Genomic DNA, 24,832 nt, shown 5'->3' with positions numbered 1-24,832 from the left:
GCAGTGTATTACTTCTGATCTTCTGTATTGCGTGTCAGCACTTTGTCGATCAAGCCGTATTCTAAGGCTTCATCAGCTGATTTGAAGTTGTCGCGGTCTGTGTCGCGCTCAATGACTTCAAGCGGCTGGCCTGTGCGTTCAGCAAGCACTTTGTTTAGTTTATCGCGAAGCAAGAGAATGCGTTTTGCGGCGATTTCGATTTCAGTCGCCTGCCCTTGCGCTCCGCCAAGCGGCTGGTGAATCATGACTTCACTGTTAGGAAGTGCGTACCGTTTGCCTTTTTCACCGGCGGCGAGTAAGAATGCTCCCATTGATGCGGCCATTCCGATGCAGATCGTTGACACTTTCGGTTTGATGAACTGCATTGTATCGTAGATCGCCATACCGGCAGTGATTGATCCGCCCGGGCTGTTGATGTAAATTGAAATATCTTTTTCAGGGTCTTCCGCTTCAAGGAATAAAAGCTGTGACACGATGGAGTTCGCAACGTTGTCATCAATCGCAGATCCAAGCATAATAATACGGTCCTTCAAAAGACGGGAGTAAATGTCATAAGCTCTTTCTCCGCGGTTCGTTTGTTCAATGACTGTAGGTATTAAATTCATAATGCTCCTCCTTCACCTTTTAGGTAAGTATGTATTTACATGATACATTTTTGGTCAATAAAGGTCAAACAAAACGCTGACCAAAATGCCAACCTTTTCTTCTAACACCATTTTTCCCAGAAAATAAAAAGTTCAAACAGCAAAAGAAAATCGATGTTACAAGGTGTTTCATAAATGGTCAATGATCATTAGAACTGCCGAACTGCATCATGGCTTCTTTATCGCCGGAGCTTTTAGAAAGTAAATTCAGATTCTTTCAGTATATGGCCGCAGAAATCGAAATAGACCGCAGGCACACCAGCACCGTACGGTCGAGCTGTCTAAGAACGGCCATCCTGCCATATTAAGTTGTCCTGCCTTCCATAAGCTGTACCGGCAAATACGTTTCCAGCGGAACATCATCAAATTCGCCTTCAATTTCTTTTGCTAAAATCTCGATGGCTGTTTTGGAAATGAGTTCGATCGGCTGCTGGATGGTTGTCAATTCCGGCAGAATCGATTGAACGGTTTCAGTGCCGTCATAACCGATCACTTTTAATTGATCCGGGATGTTTTTTCCTCGTTTTTTGGCCTCAGTCATCACTGCCGCTGCCATGATATCATCGCTGGCAAAAATTCCGTCGGCTTCAGGCTGTTCATCGAATAGCTTTGAGATGATGTCCTGGTAATTTTGATAAAAGGGCACTTCGTATGTAATGGGCTGCCGTCCGTGTTCATGCATGACATCTTCGTATGCTTTTCTTCTGAGGTTTGCCGGTGTTTTGAGTTCAATCGGGCCGTTGATGTGGACGATGTGCCGGCACCCCTTTTCGATCAGCAGTTCTGCCGCCTTTTTTCCGCCGTCATAGTTGTCTGAGCCGACGACGGGAATCGTGTCCGATAAGTAATGGTCAATCGCGACAATCGGCAGATTTTGCTGGTGGTAATTGAGGATTCCACGGTTGTAAGTCACGGCGATGACGCCGTCTACTTGGTTTCTAATCAGCATTTCCAAATATTTTTCTTCTTTGTCTTTTCGATTTAAACTGTTGCAAAGCAGCAGTTTGTAGCCCATGGACGTACAGATGCTTTCAATGTGAAAGGCGAGTTCGCCGAAAAACGGGTTGCTGGAGTTTGGGATGATAAGCCCTATTAAATTGGTTCGTTTTCGAAATAAAGAGCGGGCCAAATCGTTTGGAAAGTAATTGATTTCTTCCATCGCCTTGTAAACTTTTTCTTTTGTTTTTTCGCTGATATAGCCGCGGTTATTTAATACCCGCGAAACGGTTGTAGATGAAACTCCCGCTATTTTTGCAACATCGTGAATGTTAGGCTTCATTCCCTTGCCCTCCTGCTATACTGAAATGGCTTACAATTCTCGTCACGCACTTATTTTAGAGAATAGGGCTGACATGTGCAAGGAAATTCCATGTTCCTGTTTTCACATTTCAAGGTGTGTTTTGGTTAATTTGAATAATCAGAAAAATTTATGTCAACCGATTGACATATGAAACCGGTTGACATACAATTCTTTTTGAAAGCGCTTTTATATTTTATACGGAAAATGAGGGGAAGTGACGAATATGAAGAGATGGCTGGCGGGAAGTTTATTGTTGCTGCTGATGCTTGCGATGTGGGGATGCAGCAAAAGCGAAAGTGCGAACAGCGGCGGTAAGAAAGCGCTTACGATATGGGCGCATGTATCTGATGATAACGAAGAAGGAAAGGTATATCAGAAGCGGGTGGATGCTTTTAATAAAAAGTATGCTTCAGATCATGTCGAGGCCAAAATTGAATTCATTCCCAGAAGCGGGAACGGAGGCGGTTATGAAGATAAAGTAAATGCGGCGCTGACCACGAATACGCTGCCGGATGTCATCACTCTGGACGGACCAAATACGGCGGCTTATGCAAAATCGGGCGTTATTGCACCATTAGATGAGTACATCAATGACCAGGATGATTTATTGCCGAGTATTAAGCAGCAGGGGACCTACCAAGGTAAACTGTATGCGATCGGTATCAGCGAGTCGTCGGCAGGGATTTACTATAACAAAAAAATGCTCAAAAATGCCGGTATTGATTTGAAAACGCTGCCAACGGTTGATAATCCTTGGACATGGGATGAATTTCTTGAGCTTTGCCAAAAGCTGAAAAATAAATACGGCAAACCAGCCATCGATATGCAATTACAGTCAAAAGACGAAATGCTGACGTACGCGCTCTTACCGTTTGTTTGGTCTGCTGACGGCGATATTCTTTCAAAAGACGGCAAGAAAGCGGATGGCGTTTTTAACGACAAACCAACCGTTGAAGCGATGACATTTATTCAAACGATGCTGAAAGAGGGCTATACGACGCGAACCCCTGTCAAACAGGCGTTTGAAACGGAAAAATATCCGATGAAAATGAGCGGCGTGTGGACGGTAACCGACTTGAAAACAAACTTTTCAAACGTTGATTACGGGGTGATGCCGTATCCTGTGTCGCCAAAAACCAAAAAGCTTGTTTCTCCTTCAGGAAGCTGGCAGTTCGCCATGACACAGACGTCCGAAAACAAAGAATGGGCGGCAAAATTGGTCGGCTGGATGACAAATAAGGATTCCAATCTTGAATTGAGCCGTTCGATCGCCGCGCTGCCCGTGCGCTATTCATCAGAGAAAGTGCTGGCAAAAGAATTCCCGGATGAAATGAATGTCTTCATGCAGCAGCTGAAAGAAACAGGGCGTGCACGGCCGGTGACACCGGCATATCCGCAGGTGACCCGGGCATTTCAGCAAGCGGTCGATGACATCAGCTTCTATGACCAAAATCAGGACATTCAAAAAGTGCTGGATACGCATGCGACAGAAATACAAGCAGCCGTCGATAAGGCGGACTAGAGGGTGGAGCCATGAATAAAATTCCGTTGAAAGAAACCGGGCCTGCCTTTCATGTAAGGAGAGGTGCGGCGAATAAAGTACGCTGGCGGGAGAATGCGGCTGCATATATGTTTTTAGGGCCGGCGCTGCTGATTTTGTCAGTGTTTCTCGTGATTCCTGCAATCATGGCTGTGTACTACGCGTTTACAGATTATTATTTGCTGACGCCTGATCTGCGCAAGTTTACCGGTTTAGATAACTTTATCAAACTTTTCAACGACCCTATTTTCTTGAAAAGTTTGGGCAACACTCTTAAATTTGTCGTCTTTTTGATTCCGTTACAGGTCGGGACAGCTCTCGGGCTTGCCCTTCTGCTGAATAAAAAGCGCAAGGCCAACACGTTTTTCAAAGTCGCATACTTTAGCCCCGTCGTTATGTCGCTTGTTGTCATCTCTGTTTTGTGGCTCTACTTGCTGAATCCGAATGAAGGGATGATGAATAATGTACTCACGCACCTCGGCTTATCGCCGCAGCCGTTTTTGACAAGCCCTGATCAGGCGATCTTTACGATTGTTGCCGTTTCAGCTTGGCAGGGAGCAGGCTTTCAGATGCTGATTTTTTTAGCGGGTTTGCAAAACATTCCCGCTGACGTGTACGAGGCGGCGCAATTGGATGGCATGAATAAATGGCAGCGTTTTATTTACATTACTTTGCCTTTGTTAAAACCGACGTCGGTTTTTATCTTTATCACGACGCTGATCAGCGCATTTAAGCTCCTCGTTCAGCCGATGGTGATGACCCAAGGCGGGCCGGTCAATTCAACGATGACGGTTGTCTATTATATTTATCAAACGGGATTTACCGATCGGATGGTCGGCTATGCAAGCTCGATCGCGCTCTTGTTTGGAACGATTATTGGATTAGTGACGCTTGCACAGCGCAAGCTGGTGAAAGGGGATGAAGGTGAATGAGACGGAAATTCGGGCCTTTGACGATTCTGGAATATATGTGCCTCGTGTTGCTGGCCATTCTGTTTATGTTTCCTCTGATTTGGATGGTCGCATCCTCGATGAAACCCGAAGCGGAAATTTACAACAACCTGAGCAGCATGAAAGCGTTTCTGCCGTCTCTTCACCCTGAGGAATGGTTTTCCTCCTATAAAAAAGTGCTGTCACGCTTTGATTTGCTTATGTATATCGGCAACAGTCTGTTTTACGGGCTGTGCGTGGCAGCCGGTTCCGTCGTGATCAACGGAATGGCGGGCTTCGCCTTCGCTAAGCTGCCGTTCACGGGGAAAAAGGTGCTCTTTGGCATATTGCTGGCGCTTTTAATCGTGCCGTTTGAAACGATATTAATCTCACAGTTTACGATCATTCATAAGATCGGTCTGCTCGATACACGCCTCGCCGTTATTTTGCCGGCGTTAGCCGGAGCTTTCAATATTTATTTGTTCCGAAACTTTTTCATGGCAATTCCGGAAGAGATGATTGAATCAGCAAAGCTTGACGGGGCGAATACATGGCAGATTTTCTGGCGGATTATGATACCGATGTCTAAACCGGCTGTCGCAACCGTTGGAACATTAGCCTTTATCGGCAGCTGGAATGATTATATTTGGCCGCTGATGGTGTTGACGGATAAGTCGAAATTCCCAATCCAAGTGGCGATTACTGCCATCAACAGCACAGAGCCGGTTTATACGAATCAGGTAATGGCTGTATTGACGATTTCCACCATTCCGCTGATTCTGATCTACATTGTGGCTCAGCGCTATATTTTGGAGGGGCTTGGCGGCTCGGGAACGGGGATTAAATAAATATCCATGTCCGATTAAAGGAGCGGTGAAAATGAAAAGCTCAAAAAGTCTGTATTGGAAACTGAGTGCTTATTTTTTCTTTTTCTTTTTTACTTGGTCTTCCAGCTATTCTTTATTTGCGATTTGGTTAGGGCAAGAAATCAATTTAAACGGATCGGCGACAGGCATTATCTTTTCTGTAAACGCCGTATGCGCCTTGTGCATGCAGCCTCTTTACGGTTTTATCTCTGACAAATTGGGGCTGAAGAAAAAGATATTGTTTATGATCAGCTTTCTTCTCATATTTACAGGTCCGTTTTATATCTTCATCTATGGACCGCTCCTGCAATACAATGTCTTCCTTGGCGCCGTTGTCGGAGGTTTCTATTTAGGAGCCGCTTTTCTGGCGGGGATAGGTGCGATTGAAACCTACGTTGAAAAAGTCAGCCGGAAATATAATTTCGAGTATGGAAAATCAAGAATGTGGGGTTCGCTGGGCTGGGCGGCAGCTGCATTTTTTGCAGGGCAGCTTTTCAATATCGACCCGAATATCAACTTCTGGGTTGCGTCTGTTTCAGCCGTTATATTAATGGCCATTATCATGTCTGTGAAAATCGAAATGACCGACTATGAGAGGAACAGAGCGGATTCGGTCCGGTTAAAAGATGTGGGTCAGCTCTTTTTATTAAAAGATTTCTGGTTTTTTATGATGTACATTATCGGGGTGACTTGCGTTTACAGCGTCTATGATCAGCAGTTCCCGATCTACTATGCTTCTTTATTTCCTGCGGCGTCGATGGGCAACCAAGTATTTGGCTATCTGAATTCATTCCAGGTATTTTTAGAGGCTGGCATGATGTTTCTTGCGCCTTTTATCGTCAATAAGTTTGGGGCGAAAAACAGTTTGATTATAGCGGGGTTTTTAATGGCTTTCCGCATCGTCGGATCCGGAATTGCAGTCGGGCCTTTCGGGATTTCATCAATGAAACTCATTCACGCACTGGAATTGCCGATTATGCTGATCGCGATTTTTAAATATTTGGCGGCCAATTTCGATACGCGTCTTTCGTCCGTCCTTTATCTGGTCGGCTTTCAATTTGCATCCCAAGCAGGCGCGTCAATTCTATCGCCGCTTGCGGGAGGATTATATGACAGCGTAGGGTTCCGTCAAACCTATCTCATCATGGGAATCTTGGTCTTTTGTTTTACTATGATCTCCATTTTTACTTTAGCAGACTCGAAAAAAAACAGCGGACGTGTGCAGCGTTTACAAAAAATCGGATAGAGAGGATGTCACAAATGGAAAGAATTCAGCAGGCGGAAAAAGCACTGAAGAAAGCGGAGGAAAAAATGAATAAACGATATCGGTTAGGATATCACATCATGCCGCGGGCCAACTGGATGAATGATCCGAACGGTCTGATCCAGTATAAAGGAGAATACCATGTCTTTTATCAGCATCATCCTTATGATGAGAATTGGGGGCCGATGCATTGGGGGCATGTGAAAAGCAAAGATCTCGTTCATTGGGAGCACCAGCCGGTCGCTTTAGCTCCGGGCGACGCATTCGATGAAAGCGGCTGCTTTTCGGGAAGTGCGGTCGATGATAATGGCAGACTTGCATTAATCTATACAGGGCATAATATGATAGATCAAGAGAAAGACCTTTTCTATCAAACTCAAAATATCGCTGTCAGCCAAGATGGGGCCGTGTTTGAAAAGCTTCAAGAAAACCCTGTTATTGCGGAACCGCCGGAAGACAGCGCCCGCCATTTCCGCGATCCGAAAGTATGGAAGCATCGTGGCAGCTGGTATATGGTGGTCGGAAATTCCTCAAAAGAAAACGTCGGACGGGTCATTTTATACCGCTCACCTAATTTGCGGGATTGGGAATACGCAGGCGTTCTCGCCCAAAGTGACGGACACCTCGGCTATATGTGGGAATGTCCCGATTTCTTTGAATTAGGCGGCAAACATGTCTTGCTGATCTCTCCGCAAGGCATAGAGGCGGACGGTGATTTATATAAAAACCTGTTTCAAACCGGCTATTTGATCGGCGATTTTGATGACGAAACGAACGACTTTGCGCACGGCGCTTTTACAGAACTGGATCACGGCCATGACTTTTACGCCGTGCAAACATTATTAGATGATAAAGGACGCAGAATTGCCATCGGGTGGATGGAAATGTGGGAATCTGAAATGCCGACAAAAGCAGACGGCTGGTGCGGTGCATTGACTTTGCCGCGAGAACTGACATTGCGTGATGATCATAAAATTTTGATGAATCCTGTGGAAGAAACCAAGTTATTGCGGAAATTGGAACACCGGGAATGTGCCAATCAGTCGATCTCAGGGAGTTACTTGGCAAAAACAGCCGAAGATCTTCTTGAAGTTCAAGTCGTGTATGATTTAAACGATTGCAGTGCCGAAACAGTAGGTTTTAAGATTCGCGGCCTTGAGGAAGAAGAAACAGTTATCAAGTACGGCTTAACGGATAAAAAGCTGACAATCGATTGCACCAAAATGGGTAAAGCGCAGGATGGTGTGAGAAAGGCGCGGCTGGAAGCGAAGGGAAAGCTGACACTGCGTATATTTATTGACAGATCCTCGATTGAAGTATTCGCCAACCATGGGGAAACAACGATGACAAGCCGTATCTATCCGAAAGAAGGCAGATTGGGGATTGAGCTGTTTTCTGAGAAAGGCGCTGTAAGGGTTGAAGAATTCACCCATTGGACGCTAAAAGACATTTGGGAAGGAAGATGAATCGCTTGAAAAAAATATTTTGCATCGGTGAAACACTGATTGATTTTATTCCCGACCAAAAAGAAAAGGCTTTACAAGAGGTCACGGGTTTTGAGCGGGTTGCCGGCGGTGCGCCGATGAACGCGGCGATCGCTGCTGCAAAATACGGCGCGAATGCCGTCATGCTGACGAAAATCGCCAATGATCATTTCGGGGATTATATTGTTGGCGTCCTTGAGGAAAATGGCGTAGATGTTTCTTATATCATTCGGAGCGATGAAGGCGAAACCGGATTGGCTTTTGTCTCCGTAGATAAGTCCGGGGAAAGAAGCTTTCATTTTTATCGGAAGAATGCCGCTGATTTGCTGCTTTCACCGGAAGAGGTAAAGCAGGAATGGTTTCATCAAGGAGATCTGCTTCACTTTTGTTCGATAGACTTGGTTGAAAGTCCGATGAAGCAAGCGCATATCAAAGTGATCGAAGACTTTCAAAAAATCGGCGGGATGATCAGTTTTGACCCCAATATCAGGCTCCCTTTATGGCCTGATGAATCAAGCTGCCGAGAGACGATTCTGACGTTTTTGCCTCTTGCGGATATCGTGAAAGTCTCTGATGAGGAGCTGCGGTTTATCACCAGCATCGATGATGAGCAAGAAGCCGTTGCTTCGCTTTTTACCGGCCGTGTCAACGTCGTTGTCCTGACAAAAGGAGGCGAAGGTGCGGCGGTTTATTTGAAAAATGGCGAGTCATATGAAGATAAAGGCTTTAAAGTCGCTGTTTCCGACACAACCGGTGCGGGAGATGCCTTTATCGGCGGTTTTTTATCTGAATTGATGTCGATCGACATATCAAAGGAGACGCTGTGCGAACAGATAAGTAAACATCACCGCCGCTTGCTGACGTTTGCAAATGCAAGCGGAGCCCTCACCGCTTCTGTAAAAGGAGCAATTCACGCGGCACCGGGCAAACAGCATGTGCTGAACTTTATTTCGTCCAGGCCGGGAATCAATGAAAAATAAAGTCTTTGATAAACGGGTGACACCCCTGCATAACTGCCTGTAATCACACATAAGAGGAGAAAATAGTAATGATAAAAGAAAAAGAGAAGATGTTAGCCGGGGAATTATATAACCCGGCTGACTCCGAATTAGCAAAAGACAGAGAAAACGCAAGACGGCTGGTTAGAATGTATAATCAGACTTTAGAAACTGAAGCAGATAAACGGACTGATTTATTGCGGGAGTTACTTGGTTCAACAGGAGAAAACGTATATATGGAACCAAATATCAGGTTTGATTATGGATATAACACTTTTGTGGGCGAAAACTTTTTCGCAAATTTTGATTGTACCATATTAGATATATGTGAAGTGCGGTTCGGAGATAGTTGTATGCTTGGACCTGGTGTGCAAATCTATACAGCTGCACACCCGCTTCTTCCGACTGACCGAAATACAGGATTAGAATATGGAAAGCCCATTACTTTCGGGAATAATGTATGGGTTGGAGGAAGTTCAGTCATATACCCCGGAGTAACGATAGGTAATAATGCAGTGATTGCTGCAGGTTCTGCAGTTACTAAAAATGTACCGGATAATGTTGTAGTTGGGGGCAATCCTGCTAAATTGATTAAGCATCTTGAAATATAAATCGTTTCATAGAGTGCCTGCCCGTGAATTCCTTGTGAAACCCACTAGTCATTGAACCAACAGCGGCAGGATTATGCTGCTTTAGGGCGCTGCATAATCCTGCCGCTCCATACTTCAACACAGCCAGCTGTAAAGAACATGTATTCATTGAAAAAGAGTTGCTTTCTGTGCGTTTCTTTATTATAATATAAAGGTATCTGATTGAAAAAACGTGCGCTCGTAGCTCAGTTGGATAGAGCGGTGGTTTCCGGTACCACGTCTGCCGGGGGTTCGAATCCCTCCGAGCGCGTCATATAAAGTCAGGAAAGACAAGGGTTTTGGCAAATTGCCGCCCTTGTCTTTTTTTGTTTTCATTCATTACTTATTATCAGCAGGTTGTGTCGAGATTTGCCAGGTGATACCGAATTGGTCTGTTACTTGTCCATATGATGGACTCCAAAACGTTTCTTGAAGCGGCATTTCTACCTTCCCGCCTTCTTTTAGTTTTTCGAACACTTCTTTCGATTTTTCTGCATTGTCTATCGTGACGGCGACGGTCACTTGTGATCCAATTTGATATGGCTGGCCCGGGAATGTATCAGAAATCATAAGGTCCGTATGACCAACTTTTAAATGTGCATTCAATACACGATCTTTTGCTTCAGCGGGAGTAGGGAATTCCGGATTTTCAGGCATTTCTCCGAAAGTTTGTACCCTGACAACTTTTGCATCCAATGCATTCTCATAAAATGTAACCGCTTCTTGCCCATTCCCGTTCATTACTAAATAAGGATAAATCCCTATAACCATTGAAAAAACACCTCTTTTAACGTTTTCTGATCGCATGAATGTTTTATCATGTGATAACAGTACTATTAAACTATACAACAGCTTTATTAGAATATCCTGCATCGTTAGTTTAATAAAAAAAATCAGCGTTTTAGCTCTTTTGCGTACACCTTCATATAAACATTCGGTTCTCCGGTAATTATATTGTTGACAATACATAGTTTATAGGGGTAAACTTATTTTCACAGAAGGTTTAGAGGTATCAACTAAATGAGGAGTGAAAGGCATTGGAACAAAAGCTATCTCAAGCGATCGCTCTGTTTTGTGAAGTCCTTTTTGAAGGGTCGGAGTTTGTGCATCGTGAAATTAATCAAGATGTTATGAAACATATTTCAAGGGAACAGCTTGATTTGTTAACGATTTTAACAATTAAAGGCCCCTCTTCTCCGAGCAGTTTGGCTCTTATACAAAATGTACATAAGAGCGCGATTTCAAACAGGGTGAAGAAGCTGATAGAAAAAGGGTTAGTTGAATGGACTGACTCTCCAAATAATAGCGATAAACGGTCTAAGCTTATTGAAATTACAGAGAAAGGCAAAGCAACAAAAGAGAACTTAGATAAGGCTATTTATAATGCTGTGAAAAAAGTGATGGATGATACAGATGAAGAGCATTTGGATTCCTTTATTGAAATATTCACTATGCTAAAAGACAAATTCAAAGGAGGGACTGGAGAATGAGGGTTGTTGCCAAATTCAAATGGATCATTGCGGCAGCTATTTTAGGATTCACCGTGATATTGAGTATATTTTCTCCTAATTTAACGAAGCTGGCTAGTCAAGAAGGGCAATTTCAGCTTCCGGCTGATGCTGTATCACAAAAAGCAAGCACGCTTTTAAAACAGGGCGGGGAAAATGATCGTTCGATAAGCGTTGTCATTACACTTGACCATGCTTTACAAAAAGACGATCAAAAGAAGATACGCGAATTAGCAGATAACATAAAAAAAATCAATGGGGTCGAAGGTGTCACATCTCCGCTTTCAAGTGACAAGGACATCCGCGATCAGCTTATATCTAAGGATCAAAAGACGGTGCTTATTCCTGTTAATGTAACGGGATCGGATAAACAGGCGGAAAACATCGCGGATCACATTTATCAGATCATGCCTGACCGCATGAAGGCGAACATTACAGGAGCATCTCTTATCAATCAAGACTTTGCGCACAGTTCAGAGGCCGGCTTAAAGAAAACGGAATTGATTACGGTGTTTTTGATTCTTGGGCTGCTGCTGCTTGTTTTCAGATCAATCGTCACTCCGTTTATACCGATTATTGCTGTTGGGTTTTCCTATTTAATCAGTCAATCCTTATTGGCGATTTTAGTAAAATATGCTGATTTTCCTATTTCTTCATTCACCCAATCGTTTTTAGTGGCCATCCTGTTTGGAATCGGGACGGATTATTGTATACTTCTCCTCAATCGTTTCCGTGAAGAATTAGCAAATGGACATGACAAGATTGAATCAACCTTTACAGCATACCGAACAGCGGGGAAAACAATCCTTATCAGCGGTTTTGCTGTACTGATCGGGTTCTCTTCCTTAGGCTTTGCGAAATTTGCGATCTTTCAATCTGCCGTGGGAGTGGCAGTCGGAGTTGCGGTATTATTGATTATTCTTTATACCTTGCTGCCAATCTTTATGATGACGATGGGGGAGAAAATATTTTGGCCGTCTAAGAAAGCTTTATCTCATCGTGATAATAAGCTGTGGGCCTTTCTCGGCAAGCATTCTGTTGCCCGCCCATTTCTATTTCTCGTCATCACAGCGATCATTACCTTGCCTTTTATTTTGACATATGATAAACAAATTTCCTTCGATTCTACAGCAGAAATAAGCAGTGATTATCAATCAATAAAGGGACTTGAGGCCATAAAGAAAGGCTTCAGCGAAGGAAAAGCTTTCCCAGTGAATGTCGTGATCAAGGGAGATAAAAAGCTGACAACAGCCGACATCATTCCTTATCTCGGAAACGTGAGTAAAGCCATCGAAAAAGTGGATCATGTTGAATCCGTGATGACAATAACCCAGCCAACCGGAAAGGAAATAACGGATATAACGGTTCAGCATCAGCTGGGAGCAGTGTCAGACGGGCTGGATAAAACAACGAAAGGAATTGGCGATGTTCAAAACGGTTTATCCAAGGTAGAAGGCGGTTTAAGACAAATAGCCGGACAAACCGCTGGTTCAGCTGAAAACGGAGAATCTGGAGGCTCACTGACAGATGCAGCGAATGCGTTAGGAAAAGTAAACGGGCAGCTGCAGCTCGTCGTAAAGCAGATCGGTCAAACGGGTAATGCCAATCAGGCGGAATCTCAGCTGACAGCCATCAGCGGACAGCTGGGGCAAATTCAGAGCGGGCTTGAGCAGGCAAATCAGCAGCTTGCAGAACAAGGGAAGCAAGCCGGCATCTTAAAGAAAAGTCTCGGTCAGCTCGCGGACGGCGTACAGAGCGCAAAAGACGGCCTGGCAAAAATTTCTGACGGAATATCGGCATCAAGTGATATGCTGAAGAAAATGAGTAAAAGCTCAACCGTTCAGGACACCGGGATTTTCATTCCAGATCGCGTGATGAAAAACAAAGATTTTAAGAAGTCCATAGACACTTACACATTTGCGGATGGCAAGGGCGTTCAATTAAGCGTAGTATTGGACATCAATCCTTACTCGGAACAAGCCATTACCACAGTCGATCAAATAAAAAAAGCCGCAGCTGATGAAGTGATCAATACGCCTCTGGAAGGTTCCGCTATTGTTTACGGCGGAGTGACCAGCCAGAATGCAGACTTACAAGATGTCTCAACAACAGATTTATCACGAACAATGGTGATTATGCTTGTTAGTTTGTTTATCGTATTAACCATTCTGTTCCGTTCGATGATCATGCCGCTCTATATGATGGCATCGTTGTTAATCACGTATTACACGTCGATCTCTATCACGAAATTAATTTATGTAAATATCCTTGGCAATGATGGAGTAAGCTGGGCTGTCCCATTCTTTAGTTTTGTCATCTTAATTGCATTAGGAATAGATTATTCAATCTTCCTGCTTGATCGCTTTAAAGAAGAAGTCCATCTCGGCATCAAGCAAGGCATCGTAAAATCAATGAGCAAAATGGGTTCCGTTATCATGACGGCTGCTATCATTTTGGCGGGTACATTTGCAGCCATGATGCCCTCAGGAGTCACTACGCTGATGGAAGTGGCAACTGTTGTCATTATTGGCCTGCTGCTTTATGGAATCATCATCCTTCCTCTGCTGATTCCGGCAATTATCGTAACGTTTAGAGAAGGGAACTGGTGGCCTTTCAGAAGGAAGGATATATAGGAAGAAAAAGGGAGTGGTGAACGGATATGCGTTCATCACTCTTTTTAGTGGGTGACATTGAATCTTCTGTGCAGGCTCAGTTATAAAACGCTAAGTGCGTAAAAAGGCAAGGAGATCCCTTGTCTTTTTTTGTTATTTGTTTTCCAAAGAAAGCGGGCGGCACATTTGACGGCTTATGATAACGGAGTTACAATTAATCATGTAAATAGTTACATGTATATATAGACATAGTATCAATGGAAGTGATACGGCTTGAATGAATCTTCTTTGGAAAAAGCGCTGTCTGTGCAAATCGAAGTGGATGAACCGATGGTTGCTGGGCAGACTGAATGGGGGAAGAGGCAGCTGTTTCCGATTCGGGGCGAAATCGGAAGCGGTGCTATAAAAGGCCGTGTTCTTTCGGGCGGCGCTGATGCACAGATCATTCGTCAGAATGCCGGATCACATTCTATTAGATATTTATGAAGTCAATAATGAAAATGGAGAGTGAATCAGAATGGAGAACTTTATCGGAAGCCACATGATCTATACGTATGAAAACGGCTGGGAGTATGAAATTTATATTAAAAATGACCATACGATTGACTATCGGATTCATAGCGGCATGGTAGGCGGACGCTGGGTGCGCGACCAGGAAGTGAATATCGTGAAGCTGACAGAAGGCGTATTTAAAGTATCCTGGACTGAACCGACAGGCACTGACGTTTCATTAAACTTTATGCCGAATGAAAAACGGATGCACGGTATCATTTTCTTCCCGAAATGGGTTCATGAGCATCCTGAAATCACGGTTTGCTATCAAAATGATTTCATTGACGTCATGAAAGAATCCCGTGAGAAATATGATACGTATCCTAAATACGTCGTTCCTGAATTTGCGGATATTACGTATCTCAACAATGCGGGGATCAATAACGAAACATTAATTTCTCAAGCTCCGTATGAAGGGATGACCGATGAGATTCGCGCGGGGAAATTGAAATAATAAGGAAAGAAACCCGGTACGGCTACCGGGTTTCTTTTTTATTGCTGTTTTCTGTTTCTTTGGCTTTGTAAGTCGGAACGAATATGATTCCCCCGAACATGAGAACTGCTCCTATCCACCGAACAGCATAATAATCGGTCTGGCGTAAATATATGATTGAAAGTATAAAAATGATCGCTCCAATCACCACTGCAGTTCCCCCGATATACCCTGATTTCTTCATGTAAAAGCTCCTTTTATAACCGAATGTTCAGTTTAGAGTTTTGTTGCGAGTAAAATATAACATACTGTAAACAAAGTGGAAAATCCTAAAGGTAATGATCTGAATAGCACATTGTAGTGAAATCCAGTTACACAGAAATAGGTTTTGAATGAAAAAGGTTCTTAATGCCTATTTGTCTTTAAAAACATCCTTTAAGGGTGACAGAAAGTATGAAAATATTCTGCTCAATACCCTTAATTAGCATGTCAATAGAAAAATAATTTTAAAATAAGGTACATTAAACCTAATATGTAAATTATTTATATTATATTCAATTATTTTACATGTGTTAATTTTGTTAATATATTGAAAATGTATTCTATAAAAGGAGGCTTTTTTATGAAGTTTAAAAGATTTGTTATTGCTGTCACTATAGGAACTGGGATTCTGGGGTCTGTTATCTATTCATCAGCTTCAGCCGCAACATTGGAGACAAAAAAAGTTGAACTGGAAAACGTTTCGCAAGACGGCAAAGACGTTCATGCAGCAGGCATAGGGAATGTAGCTCAAAAAGCGTGGGTGTATGGAACAGAAGCAGCCAAGCACTATGGAGGAAAAGCATTGAACATGTTTTTCGACAATGGAGGATTTAGTATTAATCATGAGCCCGATAAAGATATAAATAATGTGGATGTTATTTTTGATAAAAAATAACTTATATGAAAGAGGGGGATGAATTATTGTCCCTCTTTTTTATTATAGGAGGTTTTTTTATGGATAAGAACAAAACTTTTTTTGTCAGCTTGTTGTTTATTTTAATGTTGATCTTTGTTGGGCATTTCTCTTTGATTATAGCAAAGGTGTTACCGCCTAATCCATTAGCACTCGCAGTCAAACCTATTTCTGACCGCTATACGAACACGTTATTTCAACAAAATTGGCATTTGTTTGCGCCGGATCCTATCACCACCAATACACACATATATATGAAAATTGATACTGGAAGACCGAAAACAACGGATCAGTGGATTGATATTTCTACACCGTTAAAAGAACAAAATCACACTAAAATTATCACCCCTTACAATCGAATTGTAAGAATAATAGATGGCCTTTCCTCTGAGATTTTTGGAAATAATCAAGATGATGTCATCTTTCAATATGTAAAAAAAGCAGATGAAAAGAATGATAAGCAAATGAAGACGATTACAGAAGAAATAGGGAAGAGCCAAAAAATCGGCGAGGAAAATGTATATCGATATGCAAGTTCATATGCTAAATCCATATATAATCCTGGCACAATAAAAAGAATAAAAGTGAGAATAGATATAGTGAAGCCGATTGCGTTTTCTGACCGAAATGACAAGGAAAAGAAAGAGAAATTAGAACAGAGCACTACTTTTAAATGGAAAGAGTTCAATAATCAAGTGGTTTCATTTTTTAAATGAGGAGAGAGAACAATGACCGTGAATAACAGGGTTGCAGATAGAGTAATCAACTATTTTGCAAAAGAACGCTTTTATATTGGGGTAAGCTTGCTGCGCATCGTATTTGGCTTGCTCATTTTATATTTTTATTTGATCCATTACAGCCAAAGGTATTTCTTGTTCTCCGATTATGGCATCAATGCATTTCAAAGTGCTTGGAAACAGACTACATTTTCATTGTATAATATAACGTCGTCTTTAAAGTATTTTGATGCAGTTTATCATGTGGGGATTGTGGCGGCTATTCTATTCACTCTTGGTTTTAAAGGCCGTTTGATGGGTGTCTTGAATTATGTCTTGTTCTATTCATTATATGCTCGTTTCTCCTACATCGGGGATGGCGGTGATAATTTAATGGCGATTACACTCTTTTATCTTTTATTTGCAAATACGACAAGGTATTTCTCTTTAGATGCATTATTACGCAAAAAAACAGCTTTGTTATCTGATTTTAGGAAGACCCTTTCTAATATTACTCAATACTTTGCCGTTCTTTTTTGTGTTATGCAGGTTTGTATTGTATATGTCACATCCGCTATTTATCAAATTATGGGCGAGACTTGGAATAATGGAACGGCCTTGTATTACATTTCACAAGTCAAAACGGTTACTATGCCTTTTCTTGAAGAAATGGTCAGCAGCCATATCTATCTATCCGTCGTTATATGTTATGCCAGTGTTTTATTGAAAATCGCTTTTCCTTTTCTTATTATAAACAAAAAAACAAAATGGCTCGCTGTGTTGCTGGTTTGTTTATTACATATTGGTATTGCATTTGGAATGGGATTATATTCATTCTCTCTTGTCATGATGGCAATTGAATTAGTGATTTTTACTGATAAGGAATACAAATATTTATTCTTTACCTATAATCGACTGAAACATTATCTTAATATTACAGTTAAGAAAAAAGTGTTGCAGAGAACCCGGACACAATGGAAAATGATCGTCTATTACGATTCATGGTGCCCGTTATGTATTAAAACGAAAAAGAGAATCAAGAGGCTTGACTGGCTGAATTTAATTGTGTTTGAATCCTTTCGAGATGAGCAGCTCACTGTAAAGGAATGGGTTGATATTAAGGAATTAGAGAAGCGAATGCATGGGCTGACGTTGAAGAAAGGTTTAGTTTCTGGTGCAGATACCTTTACCGAGATGAGCAAACGGATCATTGCGCTATGGGGATTGTACGTGATACTTCTTTTGGCTAAGCCGTTTCGTGTCAGTGATATGTTATATGATTTTATTTCATCGAAAAGAAACATCATTTTTGAGGGACAATGTAATGAAAAAACATGCCGGATTAATCAGCAAGAGAGGAAGGGATAGTTATGGTAGTTCTTATGGTTTTACTGCTTATTGCAGCTGTTTTTATATGCGGATTCTTTGGCTTAGCGGCTTTTATGAAAAGAAGGGATCGAAATAGGACTGTTGAAGATTTGCTCCGCTTCATAGCATCCCACCCTGAGCGTGTTTGTCTGACTGTTATTAATAATGATCAAACACTTATTAATCATAATGGAAGTAAGCTGTTCCCCTTAGCAAGCACAGTAAAAATTCTATTTTTGCTGGCGTGCGTGCATGAAGTCAGAAAGAAGAATATAAGCTTTAGTGAAACAATCAATGTTGAAGAGATTGATAAATTTTACATCCCTCATACTGATGGAGGAGCACATAACAATTGGAAAAGTAAAGAGAATATCGGGCAAATAGTGACCATAAAAGAAGTTCTTATCGGTATGATGAGATACAGTTCAAATGCGTGTACAGATTATATTTACTCGCTTATCGGACCAGAAAACATACAAAAGACAGTCGATCTCTATTTGCCCGTTAATCACACACCTGTTTTTTCTATAAACTCGTCTATGTTAGTGGCTCCTTATCTGAAAAAACATGAACAGAAAAAAACAAAAGATATTCCTGAATACATGAAAGACATGAAACAAAAGAAATTCATGGAAATTTCTGAAAAGGTTTTTGATGCCCTATCACAGGGCAAAGCTGATACACTGAGAGCAGCACTCTCTTCTGCTAATCATATTAATATACAACGGGAATTTACAAAAAAACTTCCTGCTTCCTCTAGTGAAAATTATGCAAGATTAATGTACCGTTTAGGAACAGGAGACCTATTAAGTGAATCGGAGAAGGATATATTAGATGAGATTACCGGACCTCTGAATCCTCAGGATAAAACCCGAATATGGTATAAAGGAGGTTCTACTTTATTTGTTATGACTTCTGCTGTGTTTAAAGAGACTGATTCAGATTCACTATCGTTGGCTTTCTTTATTGAGGATATGACACGGTTAGATATGTTATGGATTGATCATGTGTATCAGGCCTTTCTGCAAAAACTGATTAATGACACTTCTTTTCGTCATCAATTAATAGAAAATTTAAAGAAGAATCAAAGTGGTAATACAAAACAAGAGCGGAACTGAGTTTTTGAAACATCCAGCTGTTGTCATAAGTGACTGGATGTTTCATTTAGCTGAGAAAATCCTCTTTACAATTCTGTTTATTCCAGTTGGCTATGAAAAGTTTTTCTTGTAAACTCCTGCCGCGGCGATGTCCGCGATTTTTTTGTTAGTCTCTGAATCACATAAACCGCCGTGATAGCAGATAATCTTTTCGATATCACAGGCGGCCAGTTTTTCCACGGATCGATAGGCTTCTTCTATGTCCGGGATTTGCTTGAGGTTCGGACCTTGAAGTTTGCCTTCTCTAACGATCATGGCATCGCCGGCGATAGCGTCTTGGAGGCCGGATGATACTGACGGACTGATATGTCCCGATGTATGTCCGGGCGTATGGATGACAGTGAAACCGCCGATCAATTGATCTCCGTCCGTGATTGTATGAGTGACGAACTGGCCGGAAGCTTGTGCGCCGTCACCGCCGATTTGGTCAGCGGGCGGCTTCGGGAGGGTTTTAACGAGAAGAAGCTCTCAGTTAATATAAGGCTTGTCAGCTTCATGGGCATATACGTCAATGTCAGGAAGCTCTTTTTTTAGTTGAGGAAGGCTTCCGATATGATCAATGTCTAGATGCGTGAGCACGCCGACGGTTAATTCCCGGAGTGAAAATCCAGCTGCTTTAATCTGTGATGAGAAGTCTTTTATCATACCGGGCATACCCGTATCAACGAGCATCAGAGCATCTTCTGTATGGAGCAGTGTCGGTGTCATTGAGAAATTCCCGTTCGGCATCTGGATGTGTAAATGGATGGGGATACATTTCGCTTTTTCTGTCATTTGTTTTGCCGAAAGCTCTCTGCATACGGCTTTCGGCCTCCTCCAATTCATCTGTTATGATCTTTTTTCTAACGTATTCATCATGCTGCCTACCTTCTGTGTGTCGTTGTTCGAAAAGAACGTTTTCATGTTTGAGTCGGTCTCGGTTGCCGCATCTTGGGCATATGCAAACATCTTTTCCTCGTAATCCCGTACGGCCTTGTCTATATCAGCATTGTGTAAGATCGACAGCTCGAATTCCGCCGCATCCAGCATGGCGAGGTTGGCGCCTGCGGCCGGCGAATGGCGGCATCGCCGATAAACGTTATGCCTGGTTTGTGCTGCTACTTATGATGCACGGGCAGACGTGCGGTCTTCTCGGAAGAATGTCTCCGCCGGCGTATCGAATGTGATTTTTCAGGTCATCGCTCCATTCTTCAAAAAGCTGCAGAAGTTTCTGTTTCGCTTCCTCTGGCTGGCGTAACGTATGCCGCTTTCATCAATCCATTCCCGGCTGGCGGCAAAACTTAAGCAGACGCGGATTCTGCCGTCCCCATTGAGCTGGGCCATAATAGCTTTATGATCATCAAGGGCGAACATGTTGCCGGTGCCGAATATTCAACAGGGGCATCGCTGAGAAGCGGACGGATTCGTGAAAAGGATAAGATCAAAGACGGCCGTGGGTCCGTTTTCAAGCGATAGGGCATGCGAGCTTATGTCCCCATTTAACCGTATCGGGCACTTTGCAGTATAATGGGTCTGTGTGAATTCATTATAAACAGAGGCACAGAACGAGAGGGGACTGAAGATGGACGGTCAAAGAAATCTGGTATTTTACGGAGCGGTAAGCGCAGATGGTTATCTTGCCCGGGAAAATCATTCTTTGGATTGGTTAATCGGAACTGAAGGTGAAGAAGATACCGATTATGCAGACTTCTATGAAACTGTCGATACGATCATCATGGGCAGAAAAACGTACGAGGAAATATTAACTTTATTGCCTGAGGAATTTCCGTATAAGGGTAAAGAGTGCTTTGTGTTTTCCCGGACATCGACCGGTTCTAATGAATATGTGCAATTTATTCATGAAGATCCTGCCGATTTTATCAAAGCGTTGAAACGTCAAGAGGGCAAGCGAATTTGGATTGTCGGCGGAGGTGAGCTGCTGCATCCGGTTCTGGAGGAAAAACTCGTGGATGAGTTTATCATTCAGATTGCTCCCGTTCTGCTCGGCCGGGGAATTCCGTTATTTAAACCGAGAGACCGGGAGACCAGGCTGAAGCTGACTGATGTCAGGCGTTATAAGCAATTTGCTGAATTGCATTATGAAGTAAAATGAAACCCCAAGGGAGCCGGCTCCCTTGGGGTTTTTTATGCTTGAAAGAGGATGCGGCGTTTTTCTGATTCAGGATCGCTTTCAACAGCAGCAGCCGTGTTAAGAATGAAAGTGTCGCGTGAATCGGTTTGATACTCAGGCCAATTCACGTGAGGAGTGTTCGGGTTTCCGGTTTTTGCAAAAGCCAGCCATGCGGATTGTATTCGTTTGGAAAGCTGTTTTGTGTCCTCACCAAGCGGTTCTTGCAGTGTCTTTTTCAAAGAATCAAAGTTTCCGAACACAAACGGCAATTCTAAAGCGTGCACAGCTTTATGAAACGGCGGTGTTTCGCCGTGCCAATCAAAGCGGTACATCCAGACCGGCGCGTGCTGCGACTGTCCTTGGGCGAAAGCGACGGCCGGCCGCCAGAAAATCAAATCCGTCATCATATCGATTTGTCCCGTTAAGGAATGCGGGTACAAATCAGCCGCTTGCTTGGAGTAATTTTCTTGGAGGTGGTAAAGCAAATAATCCTGCTGCTTTTCTTCAGAGTGAATTTCTGTATCAGGGGTGAAAAACAAATATGCTTCATCACGATTGGTTCCGATAATCATCGGTATGTCCGCTGCGGCTCCGTCTGCTATGGCTTTTGCCGGCTTCGCAGGCAATGTGGCCGGATCGATGGCGGGCTGAAACAAAAGCTGAAAAATGTTTTGTTCAAATGTGCTCCGCACTTTATCCGCAGTCTCGAGAATGTCATTAACGGAAAGCGCCTGCAATTGATCAGTGCCGGCTTCATTAATAAATGCCGCTGTGATCTCTTTGGCCATGTCCGCCGGCATCGTTTGAGAGGCGCCGCTTTCTAAAATCGCTTTATGAAACAGACCTTTTGCATCAGGCATTGCCATGAGGGATGCGATGCTCATGCCGCCTGCAGATTCTCCGAACACCGTGACGTTATCAGGGTCGCCGCCGAAAGCGGAGATATTGTCTTTCACCCATTGCAGCGCGGCGATTTGGTCGAGCAGGCCGATGTTGTTGGCATAGGATTCATCAACTGAACCCATATGTAAAAAACCGAACGGGCCCAGCCGGTAGTTGAGTGTCACCACAATGACGTCACCCTGTCCGGCAAGCACAGACCCGTCGTACATCGGCTCGCTGCCTGCTCCTAAATAAAACGCGCCGCCGTGAATCCATACCATGACAGGCCGGTTCGTTCCGGGGGAGCCGGGAGCGAAGACGTTTAAATAAAGGCAGTCTTCAGATTGGGGCGGCACGTCTCCTGAAAATGACATGGACAGCAAATCAGTCGGCTGCGGACAAATCGGACCGAATGAATCGGCATTTTTTACTCCTTCCCAAGATGAGGGCGGCTCAGGCGCTTTGAATCTCAATGTTCCGACCGGAGGCTGTGCATACGGAACGCCTTTCCATGAATAGACGCCGTGTTCGGCCGTTCCTTTTAAGGCTCCGTAACGAGTTTGAACGGTAAGTGCAGTCATAACATCATCCCCTTTTTTCTTTTCATTATAAACAGAGATGATGAAAGGAAGCGAATAAAAGCCCTTTCATAAGCATGTCATGAGTATCGCTTCCGTTCTAAAAATGATCTGACCTCCTGAACGGACAGGCCCAGGTCTTTTGCTTCCTGCATGAGCGCTTTCCATTCCTTGATATTGGACTCAGTCAGTTTTCTGTTTCTGTAGCGGGCAGGCTCCTGCCGCTTTTCGGTCAGTTTGTTCGTAAAGGTGAACAGCTCTTCCTTCGGCAGTCCCGACTGCACGGCTTGCACAAGATGAATCCGCCATTCGTCTTCTGTCTCCCCCATATGATGCAGCATCGTCTCTGCATCAAAAAGTTCTGTCAGATCTATTTGCAGGGTGGATGATACTTTTTTCAGAAACTGTATAGACGGATTTGAGTGAACGCCTCTTTCTATCTTGCTTAAATAAGATTTAGAGACACCTGCTTCAACTGCTAGCTGATTAATAGAGTAGCCTTTTCTTCTGCGGTATAAACGAATTATTCTTCCAATCATTGTGCTGGATTCTCCCCTGTGTACTGGCATTATTTCGTTCATTATAAGAAATTTTTTGTTCTTTATAAAATTTAAAATTATAAGGTAAGTGCAGTAAATAAGAGGAAAATCATGAAAATGTTCTCTAAAGAGAACTTAATGGCTTAATTTGAAATTTTCAAATTTCAAGGTTTTCTTTTATAATCCAATCATTAACAGAAGGGGGCGTAAAAGCCTGCTGCAATAAGGCTGAGGGCTATATATTACATGAATGAGAATATGAGTTTTAAAGAGTTATTCGGAATTATCAAGCACAGATTTTTACTGATCTTCATCATGACTGCAGTTGTGACGCTCATAACGGGATACATTCAGTTTCGGGTGATCTCTCCCGTTTATCAGTCGTCGACCCAAGTGCTCATTCATGAAACAGGCGGTGAAAAAAACTCGAGTCTCAGCGACATCCAGCTGAATCTTCACTACAACAACACATTTCAAACCATAATGAAAAGCCCGGTTGTACTGGACAAGGTGAAACACTCCTTACACCTTTCTGAAACGGCGTCTGCCTTAAAAGGAAAGATTGTGACTAGCAGCGAAACCGAATCTGAAATCATTACGGTTGCAGTGCAGGATAAAAACCCGGCCCGGTCGGCCGCTATTGCGAACACGCTGATCAAGACATTTAAACAAGAGGTCCGCGACAGGATGAATATGAAAGGTGTGGTCGTTCTGTCTGAGGCAAAGGCTTCGGAAAGTCCGATGGTCAAGCCTTCGCGCATCCGAAACATCATCATGGCATTCGGTGCGGCTCTTATGGCAGGCGTTACGCTGGCGTTTTTTCTGCATTTTCTTGATGAAACCATTAAAAGTGAGCGGCAGCTTAGCGAAAAAACAAACTTGCCTGTATTAGGGGTTGTGTATGACATCAAAAATCAGCAGACACAATCTGATGAAAAATATTTCGGGGAGTGAGGCGTTTGGGCTTTAGAAAAAAGAAAACAAGACGAGGGCTGGCTCAAATATCCGTGTTACATCATAAATCATTGGTGGCCGAACAATACCGCACCATTCGGACAAACATTGAGTTTTCCTCTGTCCAGACCCATTTACGCTCCATTCTCGTCACGTCTTCCGTTCCGGGAGAAGGAAAGTCATTCAGCGCCGCTAATCTTGCGGCGGTATTCGCGCAGCAGGAGAAAAAGGTGCTGCTTGTGGATGCGGATTTAAGAAAACCGACGATTCACGAGACTTACCAGCTTGAAAATGTACAGGGCCTGACGAATGTGTTGGTTGGAAACGCTTCACTCGGCGAAACGGTTCAAAAAACGCTGATTGATAATCTCTACGTATTAACGAGCGGGCCGACGCCGCCGAATCCGGCTGAACTTCTTTCTTCAAAAGCGATGGGAGAGCTGATCCAGGAGATCTATAACCAGTACAGCCTGGTGATTTTTGATTCCCCGCCGCTTTTGGCAGTGGCGGACGGCCAGATTTTGGCGAATCAGACAGATGGAAGCGTGCTCGTCGTATTAAGCGGAAAAACCAAAATGGATACCGTCCAAAAAGCGAGGGACGCGCTCCAGCAGTCAAAAGCGAAGCTCTTGGGTGCGCTGCTCAATAAAAAGAAAATCAAAAAAACAGAGCATTACTCGTATTGAGCGATGCAGGTGATGTCTCCTTACCTTTATCAACGGAGGCACTCGGCTCTGCTGTGGGCAGCGGTTGAAGCTGCCTTAGATGCTGGTCGTCGGTGGCGGGGTGTGAGGACGGGTTAAATGCCCATTTT

The 24,832-nt window shown here is 43.2% G+C and carries 25 protein-coding genes, 1 tRNA gene and 1 pseudogene; 19 read left to right on the top strand and 8 right to left on the bottom strand.

The genetic code is table 11. The annotated features are described in order from the left end of the window. Positions 1-8: 8 nt before the first annotated feature. Positions 9-605, bottom strand: coding sequence for an ATP-dependent Clp endopeptidase proteolytic subunit ClpP (gene clpP / locus KY305_RS01790; RefSeq protein ID WP_003151513.1), 597 nt, complete (start codon positions 603-605; stop codon positions 9-11). 343 nt (positions 606-948) lie between these two features. After that, complete coding sequence (locus KY305_RS01785; protein WP_223061093.1) at positions 949-1,923, bottom strand: LacI family DNA-binding transcriptional regulator; 975 nt, start codon at positions 1,921-1,923, stop codon at positions 949-951. Between the two features lie 244 nt (positions 1,924-2,167). On the opposite strand from KY305_RS01785, the gene KY305_RS01780 reads away from it, so the two are divergent. From KY305_RS01780 to KY305_RS01745, 8 genes are all read left to right on the top strand, one after another. Then, positions 2,168-3,466, top strand: a complete 1,299-nt coding sequence (locus KY305_RS01780) for an ABC transporter substrate-binding protein (protein WP_223061092.1) — start codon at positions 2,168-2,170, stop codon at positions 3,464-3,466. An 11-nt stretch (positions 3,467-3,477) separates the two neighbouring features. Continuing rightward, positions 3,478-4,416 carry a carbohydrate ABC transporter permease gene (locus tag KY305_RS01775; protein WP_223061091.1) on the top strand — a complete coding sequence of 313 codons (939 nt, stop codon included), beginning with the start codon at positions 3,478-3,480 and terminating at the stop codon, positions 4,414-4,416. Next, complete coding sequence (locus tag KY305_RS01770) at positions 4,413-5,261, top strand: carbohydrate ABC transporter permease (RefSeq protein ID WP_223061090.1); 849 nt, start codon at positions 4,413-4,415, stop codon at positions 5,259-5,261. Before KY305_RS01775 ends, KY305_RS01770 begins: the two co-directional genes overlap by 4 nt. A 31-nt stretch (positions 5,262-5,292) precedes the next feature. Beyond that, on the top strand, positions 5,293-6,525 hold the full coding sequence (locus KY305_RS01765; protein WP_223061089.1) for an MFS transporter: 1,233 nt from the start codon (positions 5,293-5,295) through the stop codon (positions 6,523-6,525). A 14-nt stretch (positions 6,526-6,539) separates the two neighbouring features. Then, on the top strand, positions 6,540-8,009 hold the full coding sequence (locus KY305_RS01760; protein ID WP_223061088.1) for a glycoside hydrolase family 32 protein: 1,470 nt from the start codon (positions 6,540-6,542) through the stop codon (positions 8,007-8,009). Then, positions 8,006-9,007: a carbohydrate kinase family protein gene (locus KY305_RS01755; protein WP_396021500.1), complete on the top strand. Its 1,002-nt coding sequence runs from the start codon at positions 8,006-8,008 to the stop codon at positions 9,005-9,007. The genes KY305_RS01760 and KY305_RS01755 overlap by 4 nt, the downstream gene beginning before the upstream one ends. Positions 9,008-9,075: 68 nt before the next feature. Continuing rightward, complete coding sequence (locus KY305_RS01750) at positions 9,076-9,636, top strand: sugar O-acetyltransferase (protein WP_223061086.1); 561 nt, start codon at positions 9,076-9,078, stop codon at positions 9,634-9,636. 213 nt (positions 9,637-9,849) lie between these two features. Next, positions 9,850-9,925, top strand: a tRNA-Arg gene (locus KY305_RS01745). A gap of 68 nt (positions 9,926-9,993) precedes the next feature. Here the strand turns inward: KY305_RS01745 and KY305_RS01740 are convergent. Next, a complete protein-coding gene (locus KY305_RS01740) occupies positions 9,994-10,425 on the bottom strand; it encodes a VOC family protein (RefSeq protein WP_223061085.1) in 432 nt (143 codons plus the stop codon). Between the two features lie 266 nt (positions 10,426-10,691). On the opposite strand from KY305_RS01740, the gene KY305_RS01735 reads away from it, so the two are divergent. The 4 genes from KY305_RS01735 (at position 10,692) to KY305_RS01720 (ending at position 14,780) form a co-directional block, all read left to right on the top strand. Next, complete coding sequence (locus tag KY305_RS01735; protein ID WP_262417524.1) at positions 10,692-11,144, top strand: MarR family winged helix-turn-helix transcriptional regulator; 453 nt, start codon at positions 10,692-10,694, stop codon at positions 11,142-11,144. Then, the gene (locus KY305_RS01730) at positions 11,141-13,795 is read left to right on the top strand and encodes an MMPL family transporter (RefSeq protein ID WP_223061084.1); all 2,655 of its coding nucleotides are present in this window, start codon (positions 11,141-11,143) and stop codon (positions 13,793-13,795) included. Before KY305_RS01735 ends, KY305_RS01730 begins: the two co-directional genes overlap by 4 nt. 252 nt (positions 13,796-14,047) lie before the next feature. Continuing rightward, positions 14,048-14,260 (top strand): DUF3237 family protein, encoded by a 213-nt coding sequence (locus KY305_RS01725; RefSeq protein ID WP_262417523.1) that lies wholly within the window; start codon positions 14,048-14,050, stop codon positions 14,258-14,260. Between the two features lie 31 nt (positions 14,261-14,291). Beyond that, positions 14,292-14,780 (top strand): phenolic acid decarboxylase, encoded by a 489-nt coding sequence (locus KY305_RS01720; protein WP_223061083.1) that lies wholly within the window; start codon positions 14,292-14,294, stop codon positions 14,778-14,780. Between the two features lie 22 nt (positions 14,781-14,802). On the opposite strand, the gene KY305_RS01715 is transcribed toward KY305_RS01720, so the two are convergent. Then, positions 14,803-15,003, bottom strand: coding sequence for a hypothetical protein (locus tag KY305_RS01715; RefSeq protein WP_223061082.1), 201 nt, complete (start codon positions 15,001-15,003; stop codon positions 14,803-14,805). A gap of 378 nt (positions 15,004-15,381) precedes the next feature. Here KY305_RS01715 and KY305_RS01710 point away from each other — a divergent pair, with 378 nt between their 5' ends. Genes KY305_RS01710 through KY305_RS01695 form a run of 4 tightly spaced genes read left to right on the top strand, consistent with a single transcriptional unit; the run spans position 15,382 to position 18,916 of the window. Continuing rightward, positions 15,382-15,696 carry a hypothetical protein gene (locus KY305_RS01710; protein WP_223061081.1) on the top strand — a complete coding sequence of 105 codons (315 nt, stop codon included), beginning with the start codon at positions 15,382-15,384 and terminating at the stop codon, positions 15,694-15,696. A gap of 59 nt (positions 15,697-15,755) precedes the next feature. Next, on the top strand, positions 15,756-16,430 hold the full coding sequence (locus KY305_RS01705) for a DUF5819 family protein (RefSeq protein ID WP_223061080.1): 675 nt from the start codon (positions 15,756-15,758) through the stop codon (positions 16,428-16,430). 12 nt (positions 16,431-16,442) lie between these two features. Continuing rightward, on the top strand, positions 16,443-17,798 hold the full coding sequence (locus KY305_RS01700; protein WP_223061079.1) for a DCC1-like thiol-disulfide oxidoreductase family protein: 1,356 nt from the start codon (positions 16,443-16,445) through the stop codon (positions 17,796-17,798). A 2-nt stretch (positions 17,799-17,800) separates the two neighbouring features. Continuing rightward, the gene (locus KY305_RS01695) at positions 17,801-18,916 is read left to right on the top strand and encodes a serine hydrolase (RefSeq protein ID WP_223061078.1); all 1,116 of its coding nucleotides are present in this window, start codon (positions 17,801-17,803) and stop codon (positions 18,914-18,916) included. Positions 18,917-19,006: 90 nt separating this feature from the next. Here the strand turns inward: KY305_RS01695 and KY305_RS20295 are convergent. Then, positions 19,007-19,663, bottom strand: a pseudogene (locus KY305_RS20295) (MBL fold metallo-hydrolase). Between the two features lie 120 nt (positions 19,664-19,783). Continuing rightward, complete coding sequence (locus KY305_RS19840; RefSeq protein WP_262417520.1) at positions 19,784-19,984, bottom strand: hypothetical protein; 201 nt, start codon at positions 19,982-19,984, stop codon at positions 19,784-19,786. A gap of 532 nt (positions 19,985-20,516) precedes the next feature. On the opposite strand from KY305_RS19840, the gene KY305_RS01680 reads away from it, so the two are divergent. Then, positions 20,517-21,047 carry a dihydrofolate reductase family protein gene (locus KY305_RS01680; protein ID WP_223061077.1) on the top strand — a complete coding sequence of 177 codons (531 nt, stop codon included), beginning with the start codon at positions 20,517-20,519 and terminating at the stop codon, positions 21,045-21,047. Positions 21,048-21,079: 32 nt separating this feature from the next. Here the strand turns inward: KY305_RS01680 and KY305_RS01675 are convergent, their stop codons facing one another. Together KY305_RS01675 and slrR are read right to left on the bottom strand one after the other, a co-directional pair. Next, complete coding sequence (locus tag KY305_RS01675; RefSeq protein WP_223061076.1) at positions 21,080-22,528, bottom strand: carboxylesterase/lipase family protein; 1,449 nt, start codon at positions 22,526-22,528, stop codon at positions 21,080-21,082. 77 nt (positions 22,529-22,605) lie between these two features. Beyond that, complete coding sequence (gene slrR / locus KY305_RS01670) at positions 22,606-23,064, bottom strand: HTH-type transcriptional regulator SlrR (RefSeq protein ID WP_223061075.1); 459 nt, start codon at positions 23,062-23,064, stop codon at positions 22,606-22,608. 246 nt (positions 23,065-23,310) lie between these two features. Between slrR and KY305_RS01665 the strand changes: the two genes are divergently transcribed. Both KY305_RS01665 and epsB read left to right on the top strand, forming a co-directional pair. Further along, positions 23,311-24,018, top strand: coding sequence for a YveK family protein (locus KY305_RS01665; protein ID WP_223061074.1), 708 nt, complete (start codon positions 23,311-23,313; stop codon positions 24,016-24,018). A gap of 5 nt (positions 24,019-24,023) precedes the next feature. Further along, the gene (epsB, locus tag KY305_RS01660; RefSeq protein WP_223061073.1) at positions 24,024-24,704 is read left to right on the top strand and encodes a protein tyrosine kinase EpsB; all 681 of its coding nucleotides are present in this window, start codon (positions 24,024-24,026) and stop codon (positions 24,702-24,704) included. The last annotated feature ends 128 nt before the right edge of the window (positions 24,705-24,832 follow it).

It is taken from the genome of Bacillus sp. YC2 (assembly GCF_019891195.1).
GTDB lineage: Bacteria > Bacillota > Bacilli > Bacillales > Bacillaceae > Bacillus.
Note: the sequence above shows the minus strand (reverse complement) of the source record. Positions and strands in the feature narration are given on the sequence as shown.